Here is a 16,525-nt window from a genome sequence, read left to right on the forward strand (position 1 = left end):
TAATGAAACTAGTTATCTGGCTAGACCCGCAGCAACGTTCATGCCGATGACCAAAAAGCATTCATTTGTTAAGTATATTATGACTCTGCGAATTTGCACTGTGGGCAACGCAGGTTAAATCGTGGAAAAATGATGGAGATAAAGACGTTGGATGCCCAGAGGTGAGCGCCCGTGAAAATGAGATTATCGGGAAAGGCTGAAGACAGAAGTTGTCTGTACCATTAATTCATCCATGCTATAGCCGCTGACATCAATAAAGTCTTTGTTTGCGTAGGCCATGTGGCTTTCTGATGTAGTGGCTGGTATCAGTCTGGTTTTTTCAGACAAGGGGAGTTGATGGTTGGTTACAAGGGTGTTATTACGCACAACACAGCCCTTGATATGCTGTGTTCGAATACTGATATGATCGACAGATAGATACCGAACAGATTTTTACAAATAGTTAACGGGATGCTTAATATTCGCTAATGATTAAAAAATACGCACTTCCAATGGCGTTCCTGCTTGTCATTTTGCTATTGGTTTCCTGGCGGGCGATGCCGCAGTGGCTGCCGGGCCTAGCCAAAATTTGGCTACCGACGAACATGTCTTTGGCTGTAAAAGATACGTTGGGTTGGCAGAACCGCGGGTTACATAGCGAAGGTTTCAGCATTCAGGCGGGAGAGTGCGCGCTGCTTGATGTGCAGAATGTCACGTTGCGTTGGCATCGCTGGCAATGGCATGCCGATGTTGATGCCGTGACGTTAAACAGCGACTGTCTGCAATATGTGCCAGCGAGCAGCGACACGGAGTCTCCCGCGCAGTTGGCGCAGTGGCAAGCGCGGCTGCCTGCTGCCGTTATTCAAGTGAAGAAATTTACGCTACAACCCTGGCAGGATTATGCCGGACAGGTGCGGTTCAGTAGTGATGGTAAACAGCAACAAACGCTCGATTATCAGGGCGATCAGTTGGCGTTTAGGGCAGAACTGAATGATAAGCGCCTGACTCTACATGAAAGCATGCTCGCGACACCCGCGGGGTTCGTGCGTCTGCAAGTCAGCGGTGATATAGAATTAGCCGATACGTTGGGTGCGACGCCAGTGCAGGGGCGTCTCTCTGGGAAACTTGATTCAGGGCAGACGCCGGATCCACTTTCCCTCCTGCTGAATTGGCATAATCAGCAAGGCGAATTGGTGCTGAATGCCGCACATGATGAGGTGCCGCTGATATCGCTACCGTGGCAACTGGCGGATGACGTCATTCAGGTTACTAACGGCATCTGGCGCTGGCCTTATGCGGATCAGCCGCTCTCCGGGCAAGTGGCAATGACATTGCAGCACTGGCGGCAAGGGCTGGATGCCACCATGATTAACGCGCGTTTGAATATGCTGACGCAAGGGCATAACGGCAAGGCTAACGCCGTGTTGGTTCTCGGGCCGGGTAATATTGGCCTGCTTAACAGCGACTTGCGCTTTCAGCTTACCGGACAGGCTAACTTACCGGCGCTCTCCCTGACGGCGACATTGCCAGGCGTTTTGCAAGGTTCCATTCTCAACCCCGAACTCTCTCTTTTACCGGGCGCGCTGCTGCGTGCCTGGGGGACGCCCGCGCCGCAGATTTATCTGGAGGAAGCGCGTTGGCCGCTAGCGGGCGTTCGGGTGAGTGCGACCGGCGTGAATGGGCGGCTACAGGCGATTGTGAAGGCGCGGGAAGCATACTGGGGGCACTTTAATCTACACCTTGATGGTCAGGCGCAGGATTTCTGGCCGGATCAAGGGCAGTGGCAATGGCGATATTGGGGCAATGGTCGCCTGCCACCGCTGAAAGGGCAATGGGATGTGGCTGGGCGAGGGCGCTGGCAGGATACCCTGATAGAAGTGAGCCAACTGTCGAGTGGGTTAGACCAGTTGGGTTATGGCATGGTAACGGTATTCCAGCCTCGCCTGACGATTACTGAACCGATCCGTTGGCAGCGTGCCCGTTCAGGTGAACATTTTCAAGGTGCGCTGCAACTAGCCTCCGAGCGAGCGCACTTTAGCAACGGCGGCTATTTGCCGCCTTCATTATTAACGTTGGCAATGCAGGGGCACAGCCCGAATGATTTTCAGCTACAAGGGCAGCTTCAGGCTGAAGAGATCGGGCCAGTCAAGCTGCGTGGGCGTTGGGATGGGGAACGGCTACGCGGTGGTGCGTGGTGGCCAACGCAGCCGCTTAAGGTGTTTCAACCTCTGCTTTCCCCGTTGCTGAAAATGAATATCCGTGCCGGACAGTTTTACGCTCAGGCGGCATTTTCCGCCGCGCGTAAAGAAGGGTTCAGCGCTGGCGGACACTGGGTAGTGAAAAATGGTGGGCTGTGGCTACAGGATGGTGAAGTCAGCGGGGTAAATTTCGTCCTGCCTTACCGCCTGAAAGATCAGCGCTGGCAATTGGGTGTCAGGCAACCGGTCACGCTGCGAATTGACGTGCTGGATAACCTGTTTAGGATGAGCAATATCCGTGTCGATCTACAGGGGTTTTATCCGTACAGTGAACGACGGCCGCTGGTGATGTCTCAGGCTGATATGGATGTATTGAATGGGCATGTCGGCCTCTCCACGCTACGCTGGCCGCAGCGGGAACCCGCGTTGTTCACCGTTAAGCGTGTCGATCTCAGCGAACTGACGACGGTGCTGAAGCAAAAGCAGTTTGCGCTGTCCGGCCGCGTGAGCGGCACGCTACCGCTGAATTTCAACCACCCGACTATGTTGATTGAACGCGGGCGTATTACCAACGATGGCTTCCTGACGCTGCGTCTGGACAATCAGTTGGCAGATGAGCTAGCGAGTAAGAACTTGGCGGGAGGTGCGGCGATTGGCTGGCTGCGCTATCTGGAGATCGGACGTTCCTATGCCACACTTGACCTGAACAATCAGGGTGATCTGACATTAACGTCGCAGGTGCAGGGGAAAAACCCGCAGCTTAGCGCGAAACGACAGGTCATTCTTAACTATCGCCATCAGGAGAATATCTTCCAGCTCTGGCGCAGCCTGCGCTTTGGCGATAACTTGCTGGATACGCTGGAACAGCAGGCGAATGAATAAACTCAAGGCAAAACAATGAATAAAAGCGAAATAATGCTGATGTGTTGCACGGCGGCTTTCCTGACGGGATGTGTGCCGCGTATTGAAGTCGCCGCCCCGAAAGAGCCGATCACTATCAATATGAATGTGAAGATTGAGCATGAGATTCACATCAAAGCGGATAAAAACGCGACGCAACTGCTGGAACGTTCGGACAATGCTGCAGGTGATGAAATAAAGAAAAGCGCGCCGGAGGGCGCGCAATAATTAAGCCAATTAAAGCAATATAATGGCAAGGGTAGTAACGATGATTCTTTATGCAGTGACCAACTGAGACAGTTGTGTTTTTGCGTCTTCGGTCGCTTTCTGTGCCACATCTGGGCCGTAACCGTAGCCTTCTGCGAATACGAACTCCAGGTCGGTCAGACCGAGGAAGCCCAGGAACACACGCAGGTACGGTTCCAGCAGATCGGTTGGTGTACCCTTATGGATACCACCACGGCTGGTTAATACAATAGCGCGTTTGCCTTTCACCAGACCTTCAGGGCCTTGCTCGGTGTAGCGGAATGTCACACCCGCGCGTGCTACCAAGTCGAAGTAGTTCTTCAACTGGGTAGGAATGTTGAAGTTATACATTGGCGCAGCGATCACGATCACGTCATGTGCCTGCAATTCAGCGATTAAGTCGTCGGACAGTTTCAGTGCTTCCTGCTGGCGCGGAGTCAGCGTTGCATCGGACGGGCGTAGCGCACCGACTAATTCACCATCGAGAACCGGAATCGGTTGGGCGGCTAGGTCGCGAACGGTGATGCTATCGGCTGGATGGGCAGATTGCCACTGGGCGGTGAAGTGGTCGGCCAGTTGGTTTGACTGAGAATAACCTGCCAGAATGCTTGATTTCAAAACCAATACTTTGCTCATTGCCAATTCCTTTAGTGATTGAAGTGGGCGACAACATAACGCCCTTTGATGTGTCACATCTTATGCGGTGCTTTGGAAAGTGAAAAGTGCAAATATTCGAGGTCTTTATTCGATTTTCTTGAATAAGACAGTCTTGCCTTACACAAGACCAGGTGGTGCCATTAGAGCCAGCTATGACAATGTGCTACTATCCACGGCTTAAAAATCCGTACCTTAAAATCAGGTTAGGCTCAATCGAGCCAGATTCGGCGGCGAGTATCGTCCCGGCAGAGAAAAGAATTAGAGAAACGATTAAGGAAGAGCAACGTGAAATCACCTCTCAGTGCATTATCTACGCAGTTAAGTGAGCTAATGCTTCGCGATCGGCAACGTTTGCGCCGTCGTTTGCAGGGCGCAGCGAAGGTCAGCAGCCCGCAGGCTCAGGCCGCGATCGCTCAGGAAATTGAGGGGGAAATTGTTGCGGCGCGCCAGAAAGTCGAGAATCGGCGGGCAAGCTGCCCGACAATTCACTACCCTGAGCAGTTGCCCGTTAGTCAGAAAAAAGACGAGATACTGGAGGCGCTGCGTCATCATCAGGTGATTATTGTCGCAGGTGAAACGGGTTCGGGTAAGACCACGCAGTTGCCGAAAATCTGTCTCGAACTGGGGCGTGGCGTGCATGGTCTGATTGGCCACACGCAGCCACGCCGTCTGGCTGCGAGAACCGTCGCCGACCGTATTGCCGCAGAGTTGGAAACGCCGCTGGGTGGCAGCGTCGGGTATAAAGTCCGTTTTAACGATCAGGTCGGTGACAATACGCTGGTCAAACTGATGACCGACGGTATCCTACTGGCGGAAATTCAGCAGGATCGCCTGTTGATGCAATATGACACGCTGATCATCGATGAAGCGCATGAACGCAGCCTGAATATCGATTTTATCATGGGCTATTTGCGCCAACTACTGCCAAAACGCCCTGATTTAAAAGTGATTATCACATCGGCTACCATCGATCCGCAGCGCTTCTCGCGCCATTTTAATCATGCGCCAATCATTGAAGTCTCGGGCAGGACGTATCCGGTGGATGTGCGTTACCGTCCCGTGGTGGAAGACGCTGATGACAGCGAGCGCGATCAGCTACAGGCGATTTTTGATGCCGTTGATGAACTGACACGCGAAGGGCCGGGTGACATACTGGTCTTCATGAGCGGCGAACGTGAAATCCGCGATACGGCAGAGGCGTTGACCCGCCTGGATTTGCCGCATACCGAAATTTTACCGCTGTATGCACGTTTGTCGAATCAGGAACAAAACCGTGTCTTTCAGTCACATCATGGTCGCCGCATCGTGCTGGCGACCAACGTGGCGGAAACGTCACTTACCGTGCCGGGCATTCGCTATGTGATCGATCCAGGTACTGCGCGTATCAGCCGCTATAGCTTCCGCACCAAGGTACAACGGCTACCGATTGAACCGGTCTCGCAGGCGTCGGCGAATCAGCGTAAAGGGCGCTGTGGCCGTGTTGCCGCTGGGGTGTGTATTCGCCTCTATTCCGAGCAGGATTTTCTCTCTCGACCTGAATTTACCGACCCTGAAATTCTTCGCACCAATCTGGCTTCCGTCATTCTGCAAATGACGTCGCTGGGGTTAGGGGATATCGCCGCGTTCCCGTTTGTTGAAGCGCCAGATAAGCGCAACATTCAGGACGGCGTGCGCTTGCTGGAGGAACTGGGGGCGATTCATCTGGCGGAGAACGGGCATTACCATCTAACGCCACAAGGGCAACAGTTGGCGCAATTACCGATTGACCCACGTTTGGCGCGTATGGTGCTGGAAGCGCGTAAAATGGGCTGTGTGCGTGAGGTGATGGTAATTACTGCCGCGCTGTCGATTCAGGACCCGCGCGAAAGGCCGATGGATAAGAAGCAGGCGTCAGATGAAAAACACCGTCGCTTTGCCGATAAAGACTCTGATTTTCTGGCCTTCGTCAATCTGTGGGACTATCTGCGTGAGCAGCAGAAAGCGCTGTCTTCCAGCCAGTTCCGCCGTCAGTGTCGTACCGATTTTCTTAACTACTTGCGCGTTCGTGAATGGCAGGATATCTACACGCAACTGCGTCAGGTGGTGAAAGAGTTGGGGTTACCGGTCAACAGCGAACCGGCTGATTATCTGAGTATTCACTGCTCGCTGCTCACTGGCTTGTTGTCGCATATCGGACAGAAAGACATTGAGAAACAAGAATTCAGCGGTGCGCGTAACGCCCGGTTTGCTATTTTTCCAGGCTCCGGGTTATTCAAAAAACCGCCTAAATGGACGATGGTGGCTGAGCTGGTGGAGACCAGCCGCTTATGGGGGCGCATCGCCGCGCGCATTGAACCCGAGTGGATCGAACCGCTGGCTCCGCATCTGATTAAACGGAGCTACAGCGATCCTCACTGGGAGAAAGCGCAGGGTACGGTGATGGCGCAGGAGAAGGTGACGCTCTTCGGGCTGCCGATTGTTGCGGCGCGTAAGGTGAACTACAGCTCAATCGATCCGACACTGGCGCGAGAGATGTTCATCCGCCATGCGCTGGTGGAAGGCGATTGGCAAACGCATCACGCTTTTTTCCGCGCCAACCTTAAGTTGCTGGCGGAGGTGGAGGATTTAGAGCATAAATCGCGCCGCCGCGACATTTTGGTGGACGATGAAACGCTGTTTGCGTTTTACGATCGACGTTTGCCGCATGACGTTGTGTCGTCACGCCATTTTGACAAATGGTGGAAAGGTGCCAGCCGCGACAACGCCGACCTGCTTAATTTCGAAAAAAGCATGTTGATTAAAGACGGTGCGGAAAAGGTGAGTGCGCTGGATTACCCGAATTTCTGGCATCAGGACAACTTGAAATTACGCTTGTCCTATCAGTTTGAGCCGGGCACGGATGCGGATGGCGTAACGGTACACATTCCGCTGCCTATTCTCAATCAGGTTCGGGAAGAAGGCTTCGAGTGGCAAATTCCCGGCGTGCGTCGCGAACTGGCGATTGCGCTGATTAAATCGTTGCCTAAGCCGTTACGCCGTAACTTTGTTCCTGCGCCGAACTATGCAGAGGCCTTTCTGGCGCGTACCACGCCTTTGGAGAAAGGGTTATTGGATGCGCTGGAGCGTGAACTTCGGCTGATGACGGGCGTCACGGTGCCGCGTGAGGCGTGGCAGTGGGATCAGGTTCCCGATCATCTGAAAATCACGTTCCGCGTTATTGATGAGAAAAATCGGACGCAGCGAGAAGGTAAAGAGCTGAGCGCGCTGAAAGATCAGCTCAAGGATAAAGTGCAACAAACGCTGTCATCCGTGGTGGATGACGGGCTGGAGCAGCGTGGCCTGCACGTCTGGAGCTTCGGCTCGCTGCCGGATTGTTATGAGCAGAAACGAGGCGGCTACTCGGTCAAAGCCTACCCTGCGTTGGTGGATGAAAAAGACAGCGTGGCGATCCGCCTGTTTGACACACCACACCAGCAGCAGCAGGTCATGCGACACGGATTGCGCCGTCTGTTGTTATTAAATATTCCTTCGCCGATCAAATACCTACACGAAAAACTGCCGAACAAGGCGAAACTCGGCCTCTATTTCAACCCGTATGGTAAGGTGTTGGATCTCATCGATGACTGTATCGCCTGCGCGGTAGACAAACTTATTGAATCATCCGGCGGCCCAGTCTGGCAGGAAGACGCATTCCAGCAGTTGCATGAAAAAGTACGTGCAGAGCTGAACGAGACGGTGGTGGATATCGCCAAACAGGTTGAGCAAATCTTGACGGCGGTGTTCGCCATCAACAAGCGTCTGAAAGGGCGTGTAGACATGGCAATGGCGCTGGCATTAAGTGATATCAAAAGCCAGTTGAGCGGTCTGGTGTTCCGTGGTTTTGTGACCCAGAACGGTTGGCAACGTCTGCCGGACGTGCTGCGTTATCTGCATGCGATAGAACGCCGTCTGGAGAAGCTGGCGCAGGATGTCCACCGTGACAGGGCGCAGATGCTGAAAGTTGAACAGGTTCAACAGGCATGGCAGCAGTGGTCGAATAAGTTGCCTACGGAACGACGTGACGATGACGACGTGAAGGCAGTACGCTGGATGCTGGAAGAGCTGCGCGTCAGTTACTTTGCTCAACAGCTAGGGACACCGTTCCCGATCTCGGATAAGCGCGTATTGCAGGCGATGGAGCAGGTTGAAGGGTAATCTCTCAGGGGCATAGGTCGGCGGCTCTGGCTGTCGACTGCCTGCGGTAATATCTTGCTTTGACGGTGGGGTGATGTTAATCCGACGTGCGTGAGGTGTACTCATCCATCCAGGTAATGAACGCTTCCGGTGAGATAGGTCGGGAAAAATAATAACCCTGAACTTCATCACAGCCAAAACGAGCCAAATGTTCGAGCGTTTCCTTATTCTCTACGCCTTCAGCCAGCACGATATAGTCTAGTTTGTGCAGCATATTGATAATAGATTGTACAATGACACGACTCTTACGGTCAGTTTTTATATCTTTAATCAGCGATTTATCCAGCTTTATCACCGTCGAGGGGATATTACGCAAGTAGCTTAAATTGCTATACCCCGTGCCGAAATCATCGAGAGCGATAGTAAACCCCATCTGCTTCAGCGTCTGGATGGTGGCAAGTGTCTCCGCGCTTTCAATGATTTTCTGCGTTTCAACACACTCGATGTCAATGTCCTGAGGCGTGAGGCCGTGACTGTCCAGAATGGCGACAAGACGTGGGATGAAGTCATTCTCGGAAAAATTTCTGGCAGAGACATTAATGGATACCGGGAAGTTTACCCCCTGCTGACGCCACTGTTTCACCTGGCTTGCCGCTTTTCGGGTAACCCAGTCAGTTAATGGGCGCATCAATGTCGTCCCTTCCGCCAGTGGAATAAACTGGTCGGGATAAATCTCACCCAGTTCGGGGTGACGCCAGCGAATCAGCGCTTCGGCACCAATAACGGTGTTGGTTTTAATACTCAACTTTGGCTGGTACACCAAATAGAGACCTGGCTTATTATTCTGTACAACATCGGCTAACTCATTGAGCAAGGTAAACGCTATTTGCTGGGCTTGATCGGCCTCGGGTTCATAAGCGAACTGGCGGATATTTTGGGTGATGGAAGCGCGTAGGGCACTCATGGATTCACGCAAAATTCGTTGCGGATCGCTGGCCGGGATCTGGAATTCAGTGTACCCAACGAAAAATTCCAGTTTAAGCGGGATATGGCTGGAGATACTTTCATGGATCCGCTCTGCACAAGCATCAAGCTCTGCTAGAATTTGCGCTTTTTTATCTGCCTTCACCAGCAGAGCGAAACGACCAACCGCCGCACAATAAAGATTATCTGGTGAACTCAAACTGAGACGCAGGAAGATGCCGATATCTTTCAGCAGGCCTTCTACGGTCGGCATGCCTAATGCACACCCCATTTCATAGGCGTAAGAAATATCGATGGTATCAATCAGGATGAGCAGGTAGCGTTCGTGAATGTCGGTAATGTGGCTGATGTCGTCAATCAGATGTTGGCGGTTGGGTAACAGGGTTACGCCATCAATCAGGCCAATCGCGTTACGGTATTCGATTAAAACCATCGCCACCGCGGCTAAGTCATGTAGTAAACGCAGTTGAACCTTACTGAAGGTCCGTGGAACGTAATCAATGACGCAGAATGTACCGATGGAATAGCCTTCTTTGGTCTTAAGCGGTACGCCAGCATAAAAACGGATAAAAGGCTTGCCCGTTACATAGGGGCTATCGTTAAAGCGGTTGTCCTGAATGGCATCGGGGCAGACGAAGTGTTGACCTGTCTGTACAGTGAAATGATCAAAGGAACCGATTTTATCCATATCATCCAGAGGAAAATGGGTTTTCGCTTTAACATGCAGAGATTTAGTGCCAGTGAGCGTCACGAGCGCCGTCGGGGTTTCAAGCAGTTCGCAGGCCAGTTTCGTGAGTTTATGAAGAATATCATCTTGAGATGTATCGGATTTCTGTAATTCGTCGAGAGTCTGCATGCGTTTTTTTTCATCATGGCTCAAATGTTTTAACATGTAGACTCTTCCTTTCCGCAATAATAATCGCGACGACATCAATTTAATTTAACGGCGACACAATAACATAGAGGTTAAAAGTTGAGGTAACTTATTATACCACTTTTACCTTTCAGTTAAGACCCTAAGGATCCGTTGACTTAACCGGTGTTTTTGACGTTTAGCGTTCAGTATACATTCTTGCTGTTTTTCAATTGGTTGGTTGGGGATTGAGCGAGTTAACTGAGGAGGTGCTCTGCGAATAAATAATAATCTAATTATAAAAAAGACATTTTTCATGGGATAGAAATTGATCTTTGATAATTGTCACGTCTGTTGTGGATCGCGAAAATATGGATGATATACCCGTCGTATTTCAAACCGTATGTGCCTTAGCTTTTCTTATTCACTCTGATAAGAATAGAACAGATATTTTTTTATACCATGAGGCCAGCGGGCAATGACGGAGCCAAGCGGTGCGGTTTCCGCCTGACGGAGGGCAGTACGCTGTGGATGTTAGCGTTATTTTGGTGAACTTGGTTGTGGTGAACTTAGTTTTGCCAGTGTTTCTAACTGCTGACGAATGGCAGTAACGGAAACCGCGCGATTATCGGCCCGATCGCGCTCACTGGCATCGGGGGCTGAGCTTTGGATCCCCATGAGCACCCAGCCTGTCGCCGAGTTTAACATGAGAGGGGAACCGCTATCGCCAGGCAGCGTATCGCACTGATGTGCCACAACGGCGGCCTGAACCCAGCCAGTGATTAAGCAATCCTGATGGCGATAAAGCGTGTCCTGATGATCCTCTGGGTAACCTGCCTGAGTGACGCGTTGGCCACTGTCCCGCAAAGCCTGCATTAATTCCTGGCGGCTACCTTGCCACAGCGTGAGTGGGCGGATTCCTGGCGGTGTTTGCTTTAGCCGAATCAGGGCGTAATCCAGCGGCGCCGCCGAAGGCGGAACGATCCATCCCTCGCCGTCAGCTTTCAATTTTTTGGCGAGTGTTTTATTCGTCAGCGCTTCAATTTCCGTGGTTTCATAACGCCAGCCATTTTCTGTCGCTAGAAAGCGCAGCGCGACAGGTTTATCTATTTCGCCTGCCGGAGGGGTAACCACGCAATGCCCAGCCGTCAGCGCCAAATGAGGGGAAATAAGCGTCGCGGTACAGAGATTGCCGCTAGTGGTTTCCAATTGCCCAATGGCTTGCCATGGCCAGACTGTTGTGTCGGGAACGATGTCCCGATCGTCGTGATTAAAAAATAAAGTTTTTTGCTGCGTTGCGGCGTCTGTTGATACGGATTCAGCCCAACTTAATGGGGTGATGAAGGATAATGAACATAGCAACCAGGCTGATATGCGCATGTCGTCAATGGACCTTATGATGAACGTCATTTTGAGGCGCTAAATATAGCGTGTTGCCTTAACTATAGATGTAATTGTTAGTGCAGAGCGGGAAATTAAAATGTTATTGAGTGTAAAAGGTGTTTGTTTTTTGGGTGATTAACTCTGCCCGTTATGTGATGAATACTACGTCGCGATCTTGCGTGGCGTAGCCCCCTTGAACCAGCAGAAATGGAGCGTTGCGGCAACGTGTATAACGTGTAGCGTTTGTACTTCTCTTTGTTGTGCACAACTTACGGTCACATTGCTCGACTGGGTGGTAACATCGCAGACGGGTTCGACGATAGCACCAACGAAGCGAATGATGCCTGTCGATGAAGGTGATGAGGCGAAGGTATACGGATCATCGCGGGCAGTCGCTACTCAACCAAGGGATTTTTTACGCTGGATGAGGCTAGCTATAAAAACATAAGCGGTTACTCGGTCGATTTTACCGATGCTCAACCGGTTGAGCGTGACTATGACAATCTGAATAACGCGAAGAAAAGCAGGATGCAGATGAATATCATCCAGTAACTGGGTTATGGACGCGGATCGTTATTTTTGACGGGAAGCCGACAGGATTATTGGCATACCGATACTAGAGAAAAAAACTCAGGGTGATAATGCCACAGAGCACAACGAGGGATAGCATAATTTCAAATGAATAACGTCGCATCATTCTCTCGTCCCCCCATAAAATAAACACCCGGTGAACCGGGTGTTTGATGATGATTCTGCGGTTACCCTTGGTGGCGAGATCCAAGCCGGGCTGACCGTAAGTGACTCCTTCTCCATAGGCAGGAGAAGGAGACGGTACTGACCGATTACGCTGCTGGCGTGGTATCAGCAGGTTTTGCAGTTTTAGCTTTCTTCACGTGTTTCTTAGCCGCCTGTGCTTTCTGTGCAGGAACTGGCTTTGCTTTCTTCACGTGTTTCTTAGCCGCCTGTGCTTTCTGTGCAGGAACTGGCTTTGCTTTCTTCACGTGTTTTTTAGCCGCCTGTGCTTTTTGTGCAGGCGCTGGCTTCGCTTTCTTCACGTGTTTCTTAGCCGCTTGTGCTTTCTGTGCAGGCGCTGTCTTTGCTTTCTTCACGTGTTTCTTGGCAGCTTGCGCTTTCTGTTCAACAGTTGGTTTCGCTTTCTTCACCTGCTTTTTATGGTGAACAGCTTTAGCTGGAGCGGAGGTGGTCGTGGTTGCAGACATTTGAGCGGGTGCGCTGGCTACGGTATCTGCGGCAAATGCGACAGAGGACAGACCCAGAGCCGTACCTGCGATCATAGCTAATACTTTATTCATCATCATTTCCTCGTTATCTCATTCACGTATCGTGACCCTTAGGTGGGCCGTTGAAGAGAGAATAGGAGAAACAGAGAGCGGCTTCAGTGAGTGATTGGTTTCGGCGTGTAACCTAATGTACAAGCTGAGGGAAGCGAGGAAAACAGTGAAAGACAGCGGGATTACCGCTGTCCCGGTGTTAATGCTGAATGGTGATGGCGGCCGGTGCTGTCACGGTTTTTACCGGCCAACAGAAACGAAAACGGGCTCCGCCGAGCGGACTTTCATCCACGGTAATACTGCCTTCGTAAGCGCGTGCGATAGCATGAACAATCGCCAGCCCCAGCCCACACCCACCGCTGCTATTTTCGATACCGGCTTCCAGACGGATAAACGGTTCAAAAACGCTTTCCCGGCTTTCGGGCGCAATGCCGGGGCCGTCATCCTCGACTTGCAGGCAGGCGATATGCTCGGCGTCGGACGTCAGGCTGATACGCAATTGGCTATGACAGAAGCGCAACCCGTTGCCGATCAGGTTGTTTAGGACTCGTTCCATCAGGCGTAAATCGAGCGCGCCAATGTGCGCTGAATGCGGCATTTCCAGCGAAATGTGTTTTTCAGGGTGGATCAGACGAAAATCGTCAATTTTTGCCTGTAGCCACGAAGGAATATCAATATTGGCAAGATGCAGCGCCACCTGTGGGCGATCGAGCCTCGCATACGTCAGCAGTTCGTCAATCAGTGCTTCAAGTTGACCAATATCTCGATTTAATGCCTGCTGCTCATCTTCTGTCAGGTTGTCACTCATGGCCAGCCGGTAGCGCAGCCTGACCAATGGTGTACGCAGCTCGTGTGCGATATTGTCAATCAACTGCTTTTTACTGTTGATGAGCTGGTTCAGGTTATCCGCCATCCGGTTGAAGGCGACGCCCAGCCGAAACAGGCTTGAGGTGCTATCAAAATGAATACGTTCTTCCAGATGACCATCCCCGAGGCGCTGTGCGGCATTTTCCAGTTTTAGCATGGCTTGCCAATGTGGTCGCATCCACAAGAAAACCGGTAGCGCCAGCGACAGCCCGATGAGCATCACCAGCAGTAAATCCAGTAGCCGCATTTCGTGCAGAAAGAACAAATAAGGAATAGGGCCGACGGCGAGCACGTAGTGGCTACGGGGGATGCGTTGAATAAACGTGTATTCGTCATCCAGCGCGATAATCTCTCCCTGATTCAGACGCTGTCGATTCTTGGCGCTGAGCGTATATTTGCTCACCGGCTCGATGTGCAATTTGAACGAGAGGTTTAAATCGAGCTCGCTGATGGTCTTATGCCACTCGCGCGGGGGGATCGCACGCAGCTCATTACGGATGAGATACAGCGAACTTTTCATCAGGTCATCCATGGACTGGCGTCCGGCACGCTCGGCGGTGACTTTGTAGACCAGCCCGACCAGTAGTGTCATGACGACAAAGCAGGCGAACAGCAATAGAAAAAACTGGACGAACAGTTTTCTCATAGCGTCACGCTCTCCCAAGTGTTAGGAGCGAACAAATAACCTTTATTGCGCACGGTTTTGATCCGAAAAGGTTCCAGCGGGTTGTCGTACAGTTTTTTACGCAGGCGGGAAATCGCCACATCAATACTGCGATCCATGCCGTCGTAGGTTACGCCGCGCAGATTCTTCAGCAGCGCATCCCTGTCCATGATGTGGCCGGCATGGGTTGCTAACTGCCAGAGGAGATCGAAATCCGCGGTGGATAATACGATGTGCTCTTGCCCTAATGTCACTTCCCGATTGACCGGGTCGATGCAGAGTAGGCCGAAGTGCAGGGATTTATGTACTTGCAATGCGGCGGGCGCTGTATTCTCTGCCACCGTTTGTGGCGCGGTGGCGTATTGCCGTAAATGCAGGCGCAGGCGGGCGAGCAAGACTGCGGGTGGCGTCGTTTTCAGAATGTAATCATCGGCACCCATTTCCAGCGCCAGAATATGATTCATATCGCTGTCCAGCGACGTCAGCAGCACTATCGGGCCGCTGTACTGTGGACGCAACTCCCGGCAGATAGTCATCCCGTCTTTGCCGGGCAGCATGATATCCAGCAGTACAAGGTCGGGCTGCTGCTGTTCAATAAAGGCTTGTGCCTGATCGCCTCTAGCTTCAACCTGAACATCAATATCATGCTTGCCGAGGTAGGCGGCAATCAATTTTCCAACCTCGGTATCATCTTCTATAAAAACAATCTTATGCATGGTAGCTACGTCATCCCCATCTCATTGCTGATAGCATAGCCTGATGATAGAGGATAAACGAGAAGTGAAGCGTAAATGGGTGTTAAGTGTTTGTTTATTTGCCTAAATTAGATAAGCTGCGGGACGTGTTTTTTTAGATGATTCTCGCTATTTATCGAGAACGACCACGCCATAATTACTGATTATTCCACTGGGAACCGCGCTAAAGATGAAACCGATTGATCAGATAAATAGCTGGATGCAGGAAGCCTTACGCCCTTATTTCGGGCTGGAGCCGTTATCGACTGAATGGGATATTTTATCCATCCGCGATGGCTATTTTATCTGTTTCGATGGCGATACGATCCGCAAGCGTATTACCGTCACCGAGTTAAATTATCAGGAAGAAGACGTCATTATTCACACGCGTGGACGTGAGGTTATTTTGCCGAGAACCTCGCGCGGTAAAGAAAAAAAGCTCACTTACACCAGCGTTTCCAGCGTAATGGCTGACGGCATTGTGTTTTCGGCGGGTATCAGGACGCTGAACTCGGGAAGCGACGGTTATATTACCGCTAGCAATTACCGAAATTCTATCCAACTCCCGCTACCGGAATGTCGGCGTTTGGCCAGTAAAGAAGAGATAGTCGACTGGCTGCAAGCTTATCCTGAGCGCTTACCTGCTGATTATGCGCATAAGCTGGAACGACTGATGCATATGAAAAACCAGCAGCATAAAACGGTTCCAGGCGACATTTTTCGCGTCGAAATAGACTTACATACCGATGGCTATGTTCTGGTTATTGGCAACCTACGCCAGATGCAAAAGGACGAACTGTTTGCTGAACACAGCATTTGGAATGATGTGATGACGATGCCGCTGTTTGTTCGGCCTTACCTTTTCCGCACGACCGAGCGTAACCCTGCGCTGTCGGAGATCGTGGCATCGCCCTTGTCTGAAAAATGCTGGATTGTTATGGATAACGCTTTTCTACGCGGTAACTATGAGTTTGTGGGATCGAAAATGTTGGTGGAAGAGGACATTTTGTTCCCAGTGGGCTATGGTCCAAGCATCACTGCACAGAAAAGTGACTATCGTCTATCGTGGGGACCTAGCTCGATCAGTAAAGCCAGTCAGGATACGGTTTTTAAGGCTCAACGTCGCTATATGAACAATGGCGCTTATAGCTGTGTATCAGCCGACTGTTTTGGCGATAGCGGGTTCCCTGATTGGGATAAAACGCTGGACAACCCGGAACGCCGTGAAGTATGGGAGCAGGTATTGGCTGAGTTTGGTTTTCCACCTGAGACGACTTACGATGCGTTTGCCCAACATACTGGCGGGATGACGCGTGCGGCTTACCTGACGTATGTGGTCGAGCATAAAGCCTACCAGCGCAAGGGGCGTGCGAAGAAAAAAGAGACGAAATAATATTCATCATCTTATTGCACGCGCTTTCGGGGCGTGCATATAGATAGACTGGATATATAATTCTTGTTAAGAGCATATGCAAAGCATATTAATGTGTTATTGCTTATTTTCTTTTATTATCAATCGGTTAATTGCGCGAGCTTTACGTGCTTTAGCTTAATAAGTTCGCGCTAATTTATTGAGTGAGACGAGTTATAAAATGTGCTAATTATCGCGTAATGTT

10 protein-coding genes are annotated in these 16,525 nt (G+C 51.2%); 4 read left to right on the top strand and 6 right to left on the bottom strand.

What is annotated here, in order from left to right; genetic code table 11:
* The first annotated feature begins 467 nt into the window (after positions 1-467).
* Positions 468-3,059 carry a YdbH family protein gene (locus A8F97_RS05725; protein WP_033071604.1) on the top strand — a complete coding sequence of 864 codons (2,592 nt, stop codon included), beginning with the start codon at positions 468-470 and terminating at the stop codon, positions 3,057-3,059.
* Between the two features lie 15 nt (positions 3,060-3,074).
* On the top strand, positions 3,075-3,305 hold the full coding sequence (locus tag A8F97_RS05730) for a YnbE family lipoprotein (RefSeq protein ID WP_014700221.1): 231 nt from the start codon (positions 3,075-3,077) through the stop codon (positions 3,303-3,305).
* A gap of 48 nt (positions 3,306-3,353) precedes the next feature.
* Here A8F97_RS05730 and A8F97_RS05735 read toward each other — a convergent pair whose 3' ends face one another.
* Positions 3,354-3,959, bottom strand: coding sequence for an FMN-dependent NADH-azoreductase (locus tag A8F97_RS05735; protein WP_014700220.1), 606 nt, complete (start codon positions 3,957-3,959; stop codon positions 3,354-3,356).
* 306 nt (positions 3,960-4,265) lie between these two features.
* On the opposite strand from A8F97_RS05735, the gene hrpA reads away from it, so the two are divergent.
* The gene (gene hrpA, locus A8F97_RS05740; protein ID WP_014700219.1) at positions 4,266-8,153 is read left to right on the top strand and encodes an ATP-dependent RNA helicase HrpA; all 3,888 of its coding nucleotides are present in this window, start codon (positions 4,266-4,268) and stop codon (positions 8,151-8,153) included.
* A gap of 76 nt (positions 8,154-8,229) precedes the next feature.
* Here hrpA and A8F97_RS05745 read toward each other — a convergent pair whose 3' ends face one another.
* The 5 genes from A8F97_RS05745 to rstA all read right to left on the bottom strand — a co-directional run bounded on the left by A8F97_RS05745 (position 8,230) and on the right by rstA (position 14,891).
* A complete protein-coding gene (locus A8F97_RS05745; RefSeq protein WP_025920119.1) occupies positions 8,230-10,008 on the bottom strand; it encodes a sensor domain-containing phosphodiesterase in 1,779 nt (592 codons plus the stop codon).
* 501 nt (positions 10,009-10,509) lie between these two features.
* Complete coding sequence (locus A8F97_RS05750) at positions 10,510-11,349, bottom strand: trypsin-like serine peptidase (protein WP_033071603.1); 840 nt, start codon at positions 11,347-11,349, stop codon at positions 10,510-10,512.
* Positions 11,350-12,194: 845 nt separating this feature from the next.
* Entirely contained in the window at positions 12,195-12,665 is a 471-nt protein-coding gene (gene asr, locus A8F97_RS05755) for an acid resistance repetitive basic protein Asr (protein ID WP_033071602.1), read from the bottom strand.
* Between the two features lie 178 nt (positions 12,666-12,843).
* On the bottom strand, positions 12,844-14,157 hold the full coding sequence (gene rstB / locus A8F97_RS05760; RefSeq protein ID WP_033071601.1) for a two-component system sensor histidine kinase RstB: 1,314 nt from the start codon (positions 14,155-14,157) through the stop codon (positions 12,844-12,846).
* The gene (rstA, locus tag A8F97_RS05765; RefSeq protein WP_014700214.1) at positions 14,154-14,891 is read right to left on the bottom strand and encodes a two-component system response regulator RstA; all 738 of its coding nucleotides are present in this window, start codon (positions 14,889-14,891) and stop codon (positions 14,154-14,156) included. Before rstA ends, rstB begins: the two co-directional genes overlap by 4 nt.
* Positions 14,892-15,099: 208 nt before the next feature.
* Between rstA and A8F97_RS05770 the strand changes: the two genes are divergently transcribed.
* Positions 15,100-16,302 (top strand): immunity 26/phosphotriesterase HocA family protein, encoded by a 1,203-nt coding sequence (locus A8F97_RS05770; RefSeq protein WP_082218629.1) that lies wholly within the window; start codon positions 15,100-15,102, stop codon positions 16,300-16,302.
* Positions 16,303-16,525 lie beyond the last annotated feature (223 nt).

The organism is Pectobacterium parmentieri, assembly GCF_001742145.1.
GTDB lineage: Bacteria > Pseudomonadota > Gammaproteobacteria > Enterobacterales > Enterobacteriaceae > Pectobacterium > Pectobacterium parmentieri.

Coding starts and splice junctions, on each gene's coding strand:
- asr (WP_033071602.1), bottom strand. CDS start 12,665: ATGAATAAAGTATTAGCTATGATCGCAGGTACGGCTCTGGGTCTGTCC.
- A8F97_RS05750 (WP_033071603.1), bottom strand. CDS start 11,349: ATGCGCATATCAGCCTGGTTGCTATGTTCATTATCCTTCATCACCCCA.
- rstB (WP_033071601.1), bottom strand. CDS start 14,157: ATGAGAAAACTGTTCGTCCAGTTTTTTCTATTGCTGTTCGCCTGCTTT.
- A8F97_RS05730 (WP_014700221.1), top strand. CDS start 3,075: ATGAATAAAAGCGAAATAATGCTGATGTGTTGCACGGCGGCTTTCCTG.
- A8F97_RS05735 (WP_014700220.1), bottom strand. CDS start 3,959: ATGAGCAAAGTATTGGTTTTGAAATCAAGCATTCTGGCAGGTTATTCT.
- A8F97_RS05745 (WP_025920119.1), bottom strand. CDS start 10,008: ATGTTAAAACATTTGAGCCATGATGAAAAAAAACGCATGCAGACTCTC.
- rstA (WP_014700214.1), bottom strand. CDS start 14,891: ATGCATAAGATTGTTTTTATAGAAGATGATACCGAGGTTGGAAAATTG.
- A8F97_RS05725 (WP_033071604.1), top strand. CDS start 468: ATGATTAAAAAATACGCACTTCCAATGGCGTTCCTGCTTGTCATTTTG.
- A8F97_RS05770 (WP_082218629.1), top strand. CDS start 15,100: ATGAAACCGATTGATCAGATAAATAGCTGGATGCAGGAAGCCTTACGC.